This is a genomic window from Streptomyces sp. NPDC087420 (assembly GCF_044744165.1).
Classification (GTDB): Bacteria; Actinomycetota; Actinomycetes; order Streptomycetales; family Streptomycetaceae; genus Streptomyces.
In genome coordinates, this window is record NZ_JBIUXU010000023.1 from 54,198 (window position 1) to 67,907 (window position 13,710).

Below are 13,710 nucleotides of genomic sequence, written 5' to 3' on the forward strand. Positions count from 1 at the left end.
ATCCGCGTCCGCTACATCAGGGGGACGAGGAAGCGGCGGAGGGTTTCCTCGTAGTCCTCGGGATCGGCGTTCCACATCGCGCCGTGCGGGGCGTGCGCCACGGGGTGAAGGAAGATCAGCTCCGGCCGGTGGGCGGCGAGGGCGCGGGCGGGTTCCCACGGCGTGAGGATGTCGCCGGGGCCGTGGAAGATCAGGGTGGGGACCCGCAGGTTCCGGGGGTCCGCGGCCTGGCGCAGCCGGTTCCCGTGCAGTCCGGTGCTCCCCTGGGCCGCCCTGACGGCGAGCGGCATCAGCGCCGCCGGGACCCGGCGGGCCGAGGCGAGCGCCCGCAGCGTGGACTCCCAGTCGAGCACCGGCGAGTCCAGCACCAGGCCGGAGATCCGCGCGGTGAGCGTGGAGTCCGCCGCGGCGCGCAGCGCCATGGAGGCGCCGGTGGACCAGCCGTACAGGATCACCCGCTCGGCGCCGTACCGGACGGCGTAGCGGATCGCCGCGTCGAGATCGCGCCATTCGGAGTCGCCGAGGTGCCCGAGGCCGTCCGGGGAGCGGGGCGCGCCCGCGTCGCCCCGGTAGGCGAGGTCGAGCACCGGGAACTGCTGGCCGGTGAGGAACGGCAGGAGGTTCAGCGGGTGCTCGCGGGTGGTGCCCAGGCCGTGGGTGGTGATCACCCAGGTCTCGCGGTCCCCCGGTACGAACCACGCGGGCAGCGCGCCCAGTTCACCCGGGATCAGCACGTCCTTGTGGTCGATCCCGAGGGCCGTGGTGGGATCGCCGCTGTACAGCTGGGGGGTGAGCCGCACGCGCGCGCCGGGGGCGAGGGTGCCCCGGCTGACGCGCTCCAGCCGCCGTACGACGGTGTCGGCGTCGCGCGCCTCCCCGTCGAGGACGGGCCCGACGACCGCGTGGAGGCCGGGCGCCTCAAGGCCGTACGTCCCGGGCCGCACGGAGGCGAGGCAGCGGGTCAGGGTGACGTGTCCGGCGGCCGTGGCGTGCACGGTCAGCCAGGGGTCGCCGGGCAGGGAGCGCCCGGGCGATGCCTTGAGCGCGGCATCGCTGGCGTACCGGCCGGCCGCCACCGCGGCCGCGCCGACACCGATGAGTGTGGAGACGGCCGCTGCCGTCACAGTTGCCGGGCGCATCTCCTCAGTGTCGGTACGACGGCGGCGGACGGCCACCGGGCGTGGGCCGTCAGGGCTGCGGACGTGGCGGCTGCCGGGGATGTCGCCCCGGCTCTTGGGCCTCAGGGCCTCAGCGATTCCGGGCCTCAGGGCTTTCGGGCCTCAGAGCCTCAGGGCTTCCGGGCCTCAGGGCTTCTGGCCGTAGCCCTTGAGCTTCTCGCCGACCTCGGCGACCTGGGCCTCGGAGAGCAGGGCCGGGGTGCGGCCGGGGACCGAGGACGCCGTGAGCCAGACGCGGCACATCCACTCCAGCTGGGCCGTGCGGTCGTACGCCCGGTCGAGGGAGTCGCCGTAGGTGACGGTTCCGTGGTTCCGGAGCAGGCAGCCCGTACGGTCGCGCAGGGCATCGAGCATGTGCGCGGCCAGTTCGGGCGTGCCGTACGTGGCGTAGGGAGCCACCCGCACCGGGCCGCCGAGGGCCGCCGCCATGTAGTGGATCAGCGGCAGTTCGGTGACGAGGGTCGAGACGGCGGTGGCGTGGACGGCGTGGGTGTGGACCACGGCGGAGGCGTCCGTGGTGCGGTAGATCTCCAGGTGGAGCGGCAGCTCGCTCGTCGGGCCGAGACGGCCCGAGACCTGGCGTCCCGAGAGGTCGACGGCGACCAGGTCGCCGGCCGTGAGACGGTCGTACGGCACCCCGCTCGGGGTGACGAGGACTTCGTCCCCGACCCGTACGGAGACATTGCCCGACGTGCCCACGACGAGCCCTTCCGCGGTGGTCCTGCGCGCGGTCGCCACCAGCTCCGCCCAGGCCCGGTCGCGCGCGTCCCCATGCCCCTCGGCGGGGCGCTCCGCGGCCCGTCCGGTCAGATGATCCGTCATATGACGATCTTGTCAGGCGGGGCGGAAAAAGGGCAGGTCGGACAACAAATCAGGGTGACCGGAGAGCCCTTCAGGAGAGACACCCCGAGTACCTCCCTAGTTAACCTTCCGTTCACCCTGCATCCTTACGTTCACCGTGGCCACCGACGTCGAACGATTGCCTGGGTAAATGGAACACTTCACGCTGCTGCTCGCGATCGTGATCGCGACGGCTCTCGTGTTCGATTTCACGAACGGTTTCCACGACACCGCCAACGCGATGGCGACGACCATCTCGACCGGCGCCCTGAAGCCCAAGACGGCGGTGGCGATGTCCGCCGTCCTGAATCTCGTCGGCGCGTTCCTGTCCGTGGAGGTCGCCAAGACGATCTCCGGCGGACTCATCAACGAATCGGGCATCCGTACGGAAGTGATCTTCGCGGCGCTGGTCGGCGCGATCATCTGGAATCTCTTCACGTGGCTGCTGGGGCTCCCGTCGAGCTCCTCCCACGCCCTGTTCGGCGGCCTCATCGGCGCCACCCTGATGTCCGTCGGCACCTCCGGTGTCAACGGCGGCGTCGTCATCACCAAGGTCCTGATCCCGGCGCTCGCCGCCCCGCTCGTCGCGGGGCTCGCGGCCATGCTCGCCACCCGGCTGACGTACCGCGTCAGCGCCCGTACGGACGAGAAGGCCACGGCCAAGGGCTTCCGGGCCGGGCAGATCGCCTCCGCCGGCCTGGTCTCCCTCGCCCACGGCACCAACGACGCGCAGAAGACCATGGGCGTCATCACGCTGGCGCTGGTCACCGGCGGGGTCCTCTCCCCCGGCTCCAACCCGCCGCTGTGGGTCATCGTCTCGGCGGGCACGGCGATCGCGCTCGGCACGTACCTCGGTGGCTGGCGCATCATCAAGACCATGGGCACCGGCCTCACCGACCTGCGCCCGCAGCAGGGCTTCGCCGCCCAGACCAGCGCCGCGACGGTCATCCTGGCCTCCTCGCACCTCGGCTTCTCGCTCTCCACCACGCAGTCCTGCTCCGGTGCCGTGATGGGCGCCGGGCTGGGCCGCAAGGGCGGGGTCGTCCGGTGGTCGACCGCGACCCGGATGTTCATCGCCTGGGGGCTGACCCTGCCCGCCGCGGGTCTGGTCGCCGCCGGGGCGGAGTTCCTGACCGGCCACGGCACCTGGGGCGTCACCGTCGTGGCGATCCTGCTCGTCGCCGTCTCCGGTGCGATCTGGCTCGCGTCGCGGCGCCGGCCGGTGGACCACACGAACGTGACGGGGGCCGACGTGGTGCCGGTGAACGTGGGGGTGGACATCCCCGCTTCCGGTCTGACGGTGGCGGACATCGCGTCCGTGGACGTCGCTACCGCCGGTCTGACGACCACCATCCCCGGGCCTGTCGCCCTGCCCGCCCCGCCCGCCGTCGCCGGCGAGTCGGCGCGAACCGCCACGGTCTAAGGAAGCGATCACATGAAAATCGACTGGGCAGCCCTCGGCTCCGTGTTCGGCGTCAGCCTCGTGTCCACCATCGGTCTGGTGGGCCTGTTCACCCTCGGCATCGTGGCATTGGCCAAGCAGGAATCGGCCTCGGAGTCGGCCGGGGGGTCCGCAGGTGGCTCCGTGGCCCTGGCGCGCACCGGCGCCTACGCGTGCTTCGCGCTGTGCGCGGCGGCGGTGGCGTACGGCATCTACCTGATCGTGGCCTGACCGTACGTACGGCGAAAGACCCGGGGGCCTGGCCCCCGGGTCTTTCGTGTGGGGCTTCGCACACTGCCCCGTCGCAGGTCAAGGGCGGGTTGACGGGCGTTCTCGCAGCGTGGTGGACTGCCGGGGCCAATTACGGCGGCAGCAGAGGAAGCCGGTGCGAATCCGGCGCGGTCCCGCCACTGTCACCGGGCACGGTGTCCCTTCGGGGAAACGTCCCCGGGAGCCAGGAACTCTCGCCGCCGCGTTTCCGTCGAGCCGGGGCGCGGACCCTGAGTGAGGACACGTCGCCATGCCTGGCCGCGACCTTTGGGCTTCCGCCCGCGCCGCAACTTCTGCCGCTTCGGTCTCTTCTGCCGCTTCGGTCTCTTCTGCCGCTTCGGTCGCTTCTGCCGCTTCGGTCGCTTCCTCCTCATCCGCTTCCGCTGCCTCCGGGGCCGGAGCCTGGGCGGGCGCGGACCCGGCCCGGTCGGCCGGCTGGGACGCCGCGCGGATCCACGCGTACGGGGCCGTCGGCGGCCTGCTCGCCGACCTACTGCTGGGCGATCCTCGCCGGGGCCATCCGGTCGCGGCGTTCGGACGGGCCGCGGGGGCCGTGGAGCGCGTGCTGTGGCGGGACCACCGGGGCTGGGGCGCGTTGCACACGCTGGTCTGCGCGGGCGGGGCCGCCGGACTGGGCGCGGTGGTGGGGCGCGGGGTGCGGGGACGCGGGGCGCGAGGGCGTACGGGGGTCGGGGCGGCGGGAGTTGCCGGGCTCGCGGGCCGTGGTGTCGCCTCGGTCGCGCTGACGGCCGCGACCACCTGGTCCGTCGTCGGCGGTACGTCCCTGGCGCGCGAGGCGCGGGCCATCGGCCGGGCGCTCGGCGCCGGGAACGTCGAACTGGCCCGGGAGCGGCTGCCGCACCTGTGCGGCCGTGACCCGCAGTCCCTCGACGCCCAGCAGATCGCGCGGGCCGTCGTGGAGTCCGTGGCCGAGAACACCTCCGACGCGGTGGTGGGCGCGCTCGTGTGGGGCGCCCTGGCCGGGGTCCCCGGGCTGGCCGGGTTCCGGGCCGTGAACACGCTGGACGCGATGGTGGGACACAAGTCCCCGAAATACCGCCGGTTCGGCTGGGCCTCGGCCCGCCTGGACGACGTGGCCGGCTGGCCCGGCGCCCGGCTGACCGCCGCGCTGGCCGTTGTCGCGGGTGGCAACCCACGCGGGGCGTGGCGGGCGGTACGGCGCGACGCGCGCAAGCACCCGAGCCCCAACGCGGGCCCGGTGGAAACCTCGTTCGCGGGCGCGCTGGGCGTACGGCTGGGCGGAACGCTTGCTTACGGCGGCCGGGTCGAGCACCGCCCCGTACTGAACGGTGGCGGCCGGGCGGTGGAAGTCGCCGACATCGAGCGGGCCGTACGGCTGTCCCGGCGGGTGAGCGGGTTGGCGCTGGCGGTGTGCGTGGCGGGTCGGTTCGCGTACGCGGCGGCTTCGGGAGCGAGGGCGAAGGCCGACGGGGGCGTCGGCGCGGGCTTCGGTGCGGGTGCCGTTGCCGGAGCGGGTGCCGGTGGCGGTGTGGGCACCGGTGGCGGTGCCGGTGTGGGGAGGCCGTCGTGAGGCGCGGTGGGCTTGGGGGCGGGGTGCTGATCGCCGGGACCACCTCCGACGCGGGCAAGAGTGTCGTCACCGCGGGCGTCTGTCGGTGGCTCGTGCGGCAGGGTGTCAAAGTCGCGCCCTTCAAGGGCCAGAACATGTCGCTCAACTCGTTCGTGACGCGCGAAGGCGCCGAGATCGGCCGGGCCCAGGCCATGCAGGCGCAGGCCGCCCGCGTCGAGCCGACCGCGCTGATGAACCCCGTACTGCTGAAACCGGGCGGCGACCGGAGCAGTCAAGTGGTCCTCATGGGACGGCCGGTCGGCGAGATGAGCGCCAGGGGCTACCACGGAGGCCGCCAGGAAGCGCTGCTGGGCACCGTACTGGAGTGCCTGGCCGAGCTGCGCCGTACGTACGACGCCGTGATCTGCGAAGGCGCCGGCAGCCCCGCCGAGATCAACCTCCGCCGCACCGACATCGTCAACATGGGCATCGCCCGCGCCGCCCGCCTGCCGGTCGTCGTGGTCGGCGACATCGACCGGGGCGGGGTCTTCGCCTCGTTCTTCGGGACGACCGCGCTGCTGAGCGCCGAGGACCAGGCGCTGGTCGCGGGGTACGTCGTCAACAAGTTCCGGGGCGATGTCTCCCTGCTGGAACCGGGGTTGGAGATGCTGCGCGGTCTGACCGGGCGGGCGACCCTCGGTGTCCTGCCGTGGCGGCCGGGGCTCGGCATCGACGAGGAGGACGGCCTGCGGGTGTCGCTCCGCGGGTCGGTACGGGAGTCCGCGGCGTCCGTCCCGTACGGCGAGGACGTGCTGCGCGTCGCGGTGTGCGCCGTACCGCTGATGTCCAACTTCACCGACGTGGACGCGCTGGCGGCCGAGCCGGGGGTGGTCGTGCGGTTCGTGGACCGGGCGGAGGAACTGGCCGACGCGGACCTGGTCGTCATACCCGGCACCCGCGGCACCGTGGGCGCCCTGGCCTGGCTGCGGGAGCGCGGCCTCGCGGACGCGGTGGCCCGGCGGGCGGCGGAGGGTCGTCCCGTACTGGGCATCTGCGGCGGCTACCAGGTGCTCGGCGAGCTGATCGACGACGAGGTGGAGTCGCGGGCCGGGGTCGTGGCGGGGCTGGGGCTTCTGCCGGTACGGGTGCGGTTCGCGCGCGAGAAGACGCTGGGGCGGCCGGTGGGCGTCGCGCTCGGTGAGCCCGTGGAGGGGTACGAGATCCACCACGGGGTCGCGGAGGTCGGCGGCGGCTCGGCGTTTGTCTCCGACGGGGGCGGGGTGGCGGTGGACGGGTGCCGGGTGGGTTCCGTGCGGGGGACGCACTGGCACGGGGTGCTGGAGAACGACGCGTTCCGGCGGCGGTTTCTCGTGGAGGTCGCGCGGGAGGCGGGGCGGCGGTTCGTACCGGCGCCGGACACGAGCTTCGGGGCGCTGCGGGAGGAACAGCTCGATCTGCTGGGGGACCTGGTGGAGGAGCACGCGGACACGGACGCGTTGTGGCGGCTGATCGAGGGGGGTGCTCCTGGGGGGTTGCCGTTCATTCCGCCGGGTGCGCCGTGACGCCGTCCGGCGGGGGCGTCGTGACGGCCGTTGTGGCGCGGGTGCGTCGTCCGGGACGGGTGCCGGGGCCTCCGGAGGCACGGGTGTCCGGACTGCGCTGCAATCAATATGCGGCTCCGCCGCGTGGTCACCGCGCTTCGCGCGAGTTGCGACGCTTTACGTCCGGACACCCGTGCCTCCTCCGACCCCGACCCCCTCGCGCCGGTGGGGGCTGAGCCACCTGCCGCCGGTAGTCCGACACGTACTGACCGCACTCCAAGGAGCCCCATGAGTACCCCTTTCCCGTTTACCGCTGTCGTCGGAATGGACGATCTACGGCTCGCGCTGCTGCTGAACGCTGTCAGTCCGGCGGTTGGTGGTGTGTTGGTTCGGGGTGAGAAGGGCACCGCCAAGAGCACCGCCGTACGGGCGCTGTCCGCGTTGATGCCCGAGGTCGGCGTGGTGGCGGGGTGCCGGTTCAGTTGCGATCCCGCCTCGCCCGATCCGCGGTGTCCTGACGGACCCCACGAGAGCGGTCCGGGTACGGCGCGGCCCGCGCGGATGGTCGAGTTGCCCGTCGGGGCCTCGGAGGATCGGCTTGTGGGGGCGCTCGACATCGAGCGGGCCCTGTCGGAGGGCGTGAAGGCCTTCGAGCCGGGGCTTCTCGCCGATGCCCACCGTGGGGTGTTGTACGTCGACGAGGTCAATCTGCTCCACGACCACCTGGTCGATCTCCTGCTGGACGCCGCCGCCATGGGTGCCTCGTACGTCGAGCGTGAAGGGGTCTCCGTACGGCATGCCGCGCGGTTTCTGCTCGTCGGGACGATGAACCCCGAAGAGGGGGAGCTGCGGCCGCAGTTGCTCGACCGGTTCGGGCTGACCGTGGAGGTCGCCGCGTCCCGGGAGCCCGAGACGCGGGTGGAGGTCGTACGGCGGCGGCTCGCCTACGACGACGATCCGGCTGGGTTCGCGGGGCGTTGGGCCGAGGAGGAGAGTGCGCTGCGGGAGCGGATCGTTGCCGCGCGGGCGCTGCTGTCGGACGTACGGCTGGGGGATGCCGCTCTGTTGCAGATCGCCGCCACCTGCGCCGCCTTCGAGGTGGACGGGATGCGCGCCGACATCGTGATGGCGCGGACCGCGACGGCGCTGGCCGCGTGGGCCGGGCGTACGGACGTGCTCGCCGAGGACGTCCGGCAGGCCGCGCTGCTCGCGTTGCCGCACCGGCGGCGGCGCAATCCGTTCGACGCGCCGGGGCTTGATCAGGACAAGCTCGACGACACGTTGGAGGAGTTCAAGGGCGAGGATGATGATCCGGAGCCTGATGGGCCCGGGGGTGGGGGTGAGCCGGCGCCCGATAGTGGGCCCGACGCGCCGGAGGATTCAGGAGCCGGGGAGGGCGACACGCCCGAGCCCTCGCCGCGCCCCGGGGGCGGGGGTGGTGAGCAGGCCGCCGTACAGGCCGGTGAGCCGTACCGTACGAAGATGCTCAGCGTTCCCGGCCTCGGCGAAGGGGCCGCCGGGCGGCGGTCCCGGGCGCGTACCGAACACGGCAGGACCACCGGGTCGCGCCGGCCCCGGGGTGCGCTGACCAAGTTGCACCTCGCCGCTACCGTGCAGGCCGCCGCCCCGCACCAGCGGGCGCGTGGCCGTAGTGGGCCTGGTCTGGTCATACGCAAGGACGATCTGCGGCAGGCCACGAGGGAAGGGCGCGAGGGCAATCTCGTGCTGTTCGTGGTCGACGCCTCCGGGTCCATGGCCGCCAAGCGGCGGATGAGCGCGGTGAAGGGCGCGGTGCTCTCGCTGCTGCTGGACGCGTACCAGCGGCGCGACAAGGTCGGGTTGGTGACCTTCCGGGGCAAGGACGCGGAGGTGGCACTGCCCCCGACGTCGTCCGTGGACGCCGCGGCGGTCCGGCTGGAGTCGCTGCCGACCGGGGGCCGTACGCCCCTGGCCGCAGGGCTGTTGAAGGCCCATGACGTGCTGCGGGTGGAGCGGCTGCGGGATCCCGCGCGCCGGCCGCTGCTCGTCGTGGTGACCGACGGGCGGGCGACGGGCGGCGCGGATCCGGTCGCGCTCGCGGCGCGTGCCGCGCGGCTGCACGCGTCGGAGGGGACCGCTTCGGTGGTCGTGGACTGCGAGTCGGGGATCGTACGGCTCGGGCTCGCCGGGACACTCGCCGGGGATCTGGAAGGCACGTGCGTCACGCTGGACGATCTGCGCGCCGACAGCATCGCCGGGCTGGTCAGGGACGTACAGGGCAACCGACGGAGGGCCGCGTAATGCCGCAGGGACAGCCGGAGACCGTACCGGACGACGGGCTCACCACCCGCCAGCGCCGCAACCGCCCGCTCGTCCTCGTCCACACCGGGGTGGGCAAGGGCAAGTCGACGGCGGCGTTCGGTCTTGCGCTGCGCGCGTGGACGCAGGGGTGGCCGATCGGGGTGTTCCAGTTCGTGAAGTCGGCGAAGTGGAAGGTCGGGGAGGAGCAGGCGCTCAAGGTGCTGGGGGCGAGCGGCGAGGGCGGTTCCGTCGCCTGGCACAAGATGGGCGAGGGGTGGTCGTGGGTGCAGCGCGACAGCCAGTTGTCCAACGAGGAGGCGGCGCGGGAGGGTTGGGAACAGGTCAAGCGCGACCTGGCGGCGGAGACCCACAAGCTGTACGTGCTCGACGAGTTCATGTATCCGCTGCACTGGGGGTGGGTGGACACGGACGAGGTGATCGAGGTACTGCGTACCCGGCCCGGCACCCAGCATGTGGTCATCACCGGCCGCAACGCCCCTGAGAAACTGGTGGAGTTCGCGGATCTCGTCACGGAGATGACGAAGGTCAAGCACCCGATGGACGCGGGGCAGAAGGGCCAGAGGGGCATCGAGTGGTGAGTGTCCCCCGCCTGGTCATCGCCGCGCCGTCGTCGGGCAGCGGGAAGACCACGGTCGCGACCGGGCTGATGGCGGCCTTCTCGGAGCGTGGGCTCGCCGTGTCCCCCCACAAGGTGGGGCCCGACTACATCGACCCCGGCTATCACACGCTCGCGGTCTCGGCGGGTGGTCCCGGGCGGCCGGGGCGCAACCTCGACGCGTACATGAGCGGTACGGCCCTGATCGGGCCGCTCTTCGCGCACGGCGCGGCGGGGTGCGATCTCGCCCTCGTGGAGGGGGTGATGGGCCTCTACGACGGCGCGTCGGGCCAGGGCGAACTCGCCTCCACCGCCCAGGTGTCGAAGCTGCTGCGCGCGCCGGTGGTGCTGGTGGTGGACGCCTCGTCGCAGTCGCGTTCGGTGGCGGCGCTGGTGCACGGCTTCGCGTCCTGGGACCCCGAGGTGCGGATCGGCGGGGTGATCCTCAACAAGGTCGCCTCGGACCGGCACGAGCTTTTGCTGCGTGAGGCGCTGGACGAGTCGGGCGTCCCGGTGATGGGGGTGCTGCGGCGGACCGATCAGGTCAGCACGCCCTCCCGCCACTTGGGGCTGGTGCCCGTCGCCGAGCGCCGGGCGGACGCGGTGGGATCGATGCGGGAGCTGGCCGGGCGCGTGCGTGACGGGTGTGATCTGGAGGCGCTGCTGGCCCTGGCGCGCAGCGCGCCCGCGCTGGACGTGACCCCGTGGTCCCCCGAGGTCGAACCGGTCGGCTCCCGGCCGGTGGTGGCGGTGGCCGCCGGGTCCGCGTTCACGTTCTCGTACGCCGAACACACCGAACTGCTTACTGCGGCCGGCGCGGACGTCGTGCCCTTCGATCCGCTGCGGGACGAACAACTGCCCGACGGCACGCGGGGGTTGGTCATCGGCGGCGGCTTCCCCGAGGTGTACGCGCCGGAGCTGTCCGCCAACGAGCGGCTCCGCAAGGCCGTTTCCGAGCTGGCCCACTCCGGGGCGCCGGTGGCGGCCGAGTGCGCGGGGCTGCTGTACCTCGCGCGGTCGCTGGACGGGAAGCCGATGTGCGGGGTGCTGGACGCCGACGGGCGGATGTCGGGACGGCTGACGCTCGGCTACCGGGAGGCGGTGGCCGTCGGTGACAGCGCGCTGGCCGTGGCGGGGACGCGCGTACGGGGGCATGAGTTCCACCGCACGGTGCTGGAGCCCGGCGCGGGCGCGGCGCCCGCCTGGGGCGTGGTGCACCCGGAACGGCGCCTCGAAGGCTTCGTGCAGCGGGGGGTGCACGCCAGCTACCTGCACACGCACTGGGCGGCCACACCCCTGATGGCGCGGCGGTTCGTGGAGCGGTGTGCCGGATGACGTGCCCGTCAGCCGGCGATGCCCACCACCAGCCAGATGAACGCCGCGCCCGCGATCGTGCACAGCACCGTGGAGCGCGCCGGATGGTCGTGGTGCGCCTCGGGGAGGATCTCGGCGGCGGCCAGGTAGAGAAGGGCGCCGCCGAAGAACCCGAGATAGCTGCCGAGCAGTTCCTCGGGGAGCGTGAACAGCAGCGTCGACGCGGCGCCGACCACCGGCGCGACGGCGTCCGCGACGAGCATCGTGAGCGCCTTGCGGCGGTCGTTCCCGTACAGGCTGGTCAGGGTGTACGTGTTGAAGCCGTCGGCGAAGTCGTGGGCGACGACGGCGAGCGCGACGGCCGCGCCCATGCCCCCGCCGACCTGGAAGGCCGCGCCGAGCGCGATGCCGTCCATCAGGCTGTGGCCGACCATCGCGGCGGCGGCCGTGAGCCCGACCTGCGGCACGCGGGCGTGGGCGTGGCTGTCGTGGCCGTCGAGCGCCTCGCTCTCCTTCGGGTCCGCGCCGTGGGACGCCTGGCGGACGGCCAGCAGCCGTTCCACCAGATGGGCGACGAGGAAGCCGCCCACGAACAGCAGCAGGGCCTGCGGTACGCCGAAGATCTCGTCGCCCGCCGCGCGCATCGCCTCCGGCAGGAGGTCGAGCCCGACCACCCCCAGCATCAGCCCGCCCGCCAGGCCCAGCACGAGGTGCCGGCGGTCGGTGACGCGTTGCGCCGTCCAGCCTCCGAAGAGGGTCATGAGGAACGCGCCGAGCGCGACGAAGACCGCCATGGGCCCCTGCTTAGCCGATCGGGGCCCTCCCGCGCACATCCGGGGTCCCCGCTGGTGGTCGGCGTCGGGGCCCGCGCGGGCGTCTCCGCCGAGGAAATGACCGGCCTGATCGAGGAAACCCTGCGGGACGCGGGGCTCGTGGCGGCCGACGTCATGGAACTGGCGACCGTCGATGCCCGCGCCGGTGAGACGGGGATCACGGCCGCCGCCGCGCGGCTGGGGGTGCCGGTACGGGGGTACGCGGCGGCCTTCCTCGCGGGTGTCGCCGTACCGAATCCGTCCCCCGCGCCGCTCGCCGCCCTCGGCACGCCGTCCGTCGCGGAGGCCGCGGCGCTCGCCCGCGGCGGCGAACTCCTCGTACCGAAACGGACCTCACGGCCCCCCGGCCGGGCCGCCTCCGCCACCTGCGCGGTCGCCCGCGCCCCGGGCCGGGTGTAACGGATGGGCCTGGACACGGCGCAGGTGTAGACGGTAGACAACAGCGGCCACGCGGTACACCGCGGGGCGCGTCGTGACGCCCCGGTGACCCCGGGGCATTCGGAAGGAGCCCGGTGACCCCCATAACCGCCGACCCCCCTCTGTACGGCTACGAGCGGGCCTGTGGCAGCCATGTCTACGCGCGCTGACACGCATGACCTCGGGCATCACGGCGACGCCGAGGTACGGGACTGCCCCGGCGCGCTCATCGACCTCGCGGTCAACGTCCGTACCGGTACTCCCCCGGCCTGGCTGCGCGCCCGGATCGCCGACTCGATCACCGGGCTCGCCGCGTACCCCGACGGTCGGGCGGCGCGCGCGGCGGTCGCGGCGCGGCACGGGCTGCCGGTGGAGCGGGTGCTGCTGACGGCGGGGGCGGCGGAGGCGTTCGTCCTGCTGGCGCGGGCGCTGCGGGTCGCGCGGCCGGTGGTCGTGCACCCCCAGTTCACCGAGCCGGAGGCGGCGCTGCGGGACGCGGGGCACACCGTACGGCGGGTCCTGCTCCGCGCGTCGGACGGCTTCCGGCTCGATCCGGCGTCGGTGCCGGAGGACGCGGACCTGGTGGTCCTGGGCAACCCCACGAACCCGACGTCCGTGCTCCACCCGGCGGCGACGATCGCGTCGCTGGCCCGGCCGGGGCGGACGCTGGTGGTGGACGAGGCGTTCATGGACGCGGTGCCGGGGGAGCCGGAGGCGCTGTCCGGCCGCGTCGACGTGCCCGGCCTGGTGGTGATCCGCAGCCTCACGAAGACCTGGGGCCTGGCGGGGCTGCGGGTCGGGTACGTCCTGGCCGCGCCGGAGACCATCGCCGCGCTGGAGCGGGCGCAGCCGCTGTGGCCGGTGTCGACGCCCGCGCTGGCGGCGGCGGAGGCGTGCATGGCGCCGGCGGCACTGGCGGAGGCGGAGTCGGCGGCGTGCCTCATCGCCCTGGACCGCCGGCACCTGCTCGCGGGGCTCGCGGAGTTCGATGAGGTACGGGTCGTCCCGGCGGCGGCGGCCCCCTTTGTCCTCCTCCACACGAACCGGGCGGACGCGGTCCGTACGCGCCTGCGGTCCCTGGGGTTCGCGGCGAGGCGGGGGGACACGTTTCCGGGCCTGGACGGGAGGTGGCTGCGGGTCGCGGTGAGAGACCGCGCGACAACGAACCGCTTCTTGCAGGCGCTGGACCAGGCGCTGGTTGCCGTGGGCCCGTAGCGGTGGCCTTGGCCTTGGCGGCGTTCTTGGGCCGGGGGGCCGCGCGTTCTCGGTGACCGCGTTGCGGTCCGTGTTGTCCTCAATCGCCGGACGGGCTTGATTTTGCCCGCTGCGGGCCGGTGGCCTGGTGCGGGTTGTCGCCGGGGGCCGGTCAGGGGTCGTGTCCTGCACTGCATGTTTTACGTCGCGTTCAGCAACTCCGAATTGCGTGACGGTCGCCATGCGACACAAAAC

At 73.4% G+C, this 13,710-nt stretch carries 11 protein-coding genes, 1 pseudogene and 1 riboswitch; of the genes and pseudogenes, 9 read left to right on the forward strand and 3 right to left on the reverse strand.

Annotated elements, in window-relative coordinates:
• Positions 1 to 11: 11 nt before the first annotated feature.
• Together ACIO1C_RS34400 and ACIO1C_RS34405 are read right to left on the reverse strand one after the other, a co-directional pair.
• Positions 12 to 1,139, reverse strand: a complete 1,128-nt coding sequence (locus ACIO1C_RS34400; RefSeq protein WP_401871371.1) for an alpha/beta hydrolase — start codon at positions 1,137 to 1,139, stop codon at positions 12 to 14.
• 165 nt (positions 1,140 to 1,304) lie between these two features.
• Positions 1,305 to 2,000 carry a class II aldolase/adducin family protein gene (locus ACIO1C_RS34405; protein ID WP_401871374.1) on the reverse strand — a complete coding sequence of 232 codons (696 nt, stop codon included), beginning with the start codon at positions 1,998 to 2,000 and terminating at the stop codon, positions 1,305 to 1,307.
• 169 nt (positions 2,001 to 2,169) lie between these two features.
• On the opposite strand from ACIO1C_RS34405, the gene ACIO1C_RS34410 reads away from it, so the two are divergent.
• The 7 genes from ACIO1C_RS34410 (at position 2,170) to ACIO1C_RS34440 (ending at position 11,032) form a co-directional block, all read left to right on the forward strand.
• Positions 2,170 to 3,441 carry an anion permease gene (locus ACIO1C_RS34410; protein ID WP_401871375.1) on the forward strand — a complete coding sequence of 424 codons (1,272 nt, stop codon included), beginning with the start codon at positions 2,170 to 2,172 and terminating at the stop codon, positions 3,439 to 3,441.
• A gap of 12 nt (positions 3,442 to 3,453) precedes the next feature.
• Positions 3,454 to 3,690 carry a hypothetical protein gene (locus ACIO1C_RS34415; RefSeq protein ID WP_401871378.1) on the forward strand — a complete coding sequence of 79 codons (237 nt, stop codon included), beginning with the start codon at positions 3,454 to 3,456 and terminating at the stop codon, positions 3,688 to 3,690.
• Positions 3,691 to 3,794: 104 nt separating this feature from the next.
• Positions 3,795 to 3,943, forward strand: a riboswitch (cobalamin riboswitch).
• A gap of 237 nt (positions 3,944 to 4,180) precedes the next feature.
• Positions 4,181 to 5,281, forward strand: a complete 1,101-nt coding sequence (locus ACIO1C_RS34420; protein ID WP_401871399.1) for a cobalamin biosynthesis protein — start codon at positions 4,181 to 4,183, stop codon at positions 5,279 to 5,281.
• Entirely contained in the window at positions 5,278 to 6,822 is a 1,545-nt protein-coding gene (locus ACIO1C_RS34425; RefSeq protein WP_401871380.1) for a cobyric acid synthase, read from the forward strand. Before ACIO1C_RS34420 ends, ACIO1C_RS34425 begins: the two co-directional genes overlap by 4 nt.
• Positions 6,823 to 7,089: 267 nt before the next feature.
• Entirely contained in the window at positions 7,090 to 9,081 is a 1,992-nt protein-coding gene (locus ACIO1C_RS34430; protein ID WP_401871383.1) for a putative cobaltochelatase, read from the forward strand.
• Complete coding sequence (gene cobO, locus ACIO1C_RS34435; RefSeq protein WP_401871386.1) at positions 9,081 to 9,680, forward strand: cob(I)yrinic acid a,c-diamide adenosyltransferase; 600 nt, start codon at positions 9,081 to 9,083, stop codon at positions 9,678 to 9,680. Before ACIO1C_RS34430 ends, cobO begins: the two co-directional genes overlap by 1 nt.
• Positions 9,674 to 11,032, forward strand: a complete 1,359-nt coding sequence (locus ACIO1C_RS34440) for a cobyrinate a,c-diamide synthase (protein WP_401871389.1) — start codon at positions 9,674 to 9,676, stop codon at positions 11,030 to 11,032. Before cobO ends, ACIO1C_RS34440 begins: the two co-directional genes overlap by 7 nt.
• A gap of 8 nt (positions 11,033 to 11,040) precedes the next feature.
• On the opposite strand, the gene ACIO1C_RS34445 is transcribed toward ACIO1C_RS34440, so the two are convergent.
• The gene (locus ACIO1C_RS34445; RefSeq protein WP_401871392.1) at positions 11,041 to 11,805 is read right to left on the reverse strand and encodes a ZIP family metal transporter; all 765 of its coding nucleotides are present in this window, start codon (positions 11,803 to 11,805) and stop codon (positions 11,041 to 11,043) included.
• 51 nt (positions 11,806 to 11,856) lie between these two features.
• Between ACIO1C_RS34445 and ACIO1C_RS34450 the strand changes: the two are divergent.
• Both ACIO1C_RS34450 and cobC read left to right on the forward strand, forming a co-directional pair.
• Positions 11,857 to 12,237 (forward strand): annotated as a pseudogene (locus tag ACIO1C_RS34450) (cobalamin biosynthesis protein); the annotation flags it as partial.
• Positions 12,238 to 12,414: 177 nt separating this feature from the next.
• Positions 12,415 to 13,476 carry an Rv2231c family pyridoxal phosphate-dependent protein CobC gene (cobC, locus tag ACIO1C_RS34455; RefSeq protein ID WP_401871395.1) on the forward strand — a complete coding sequence of 354 codons (1,062 nt, stop codon included), beginning with the start codon at positions 12,415 to 12,417 and terminating at the stop codon, positions 13,474 to 13,476.
• Positions 13,477 to 13,710: the final 234 nt, after the last annotated feature.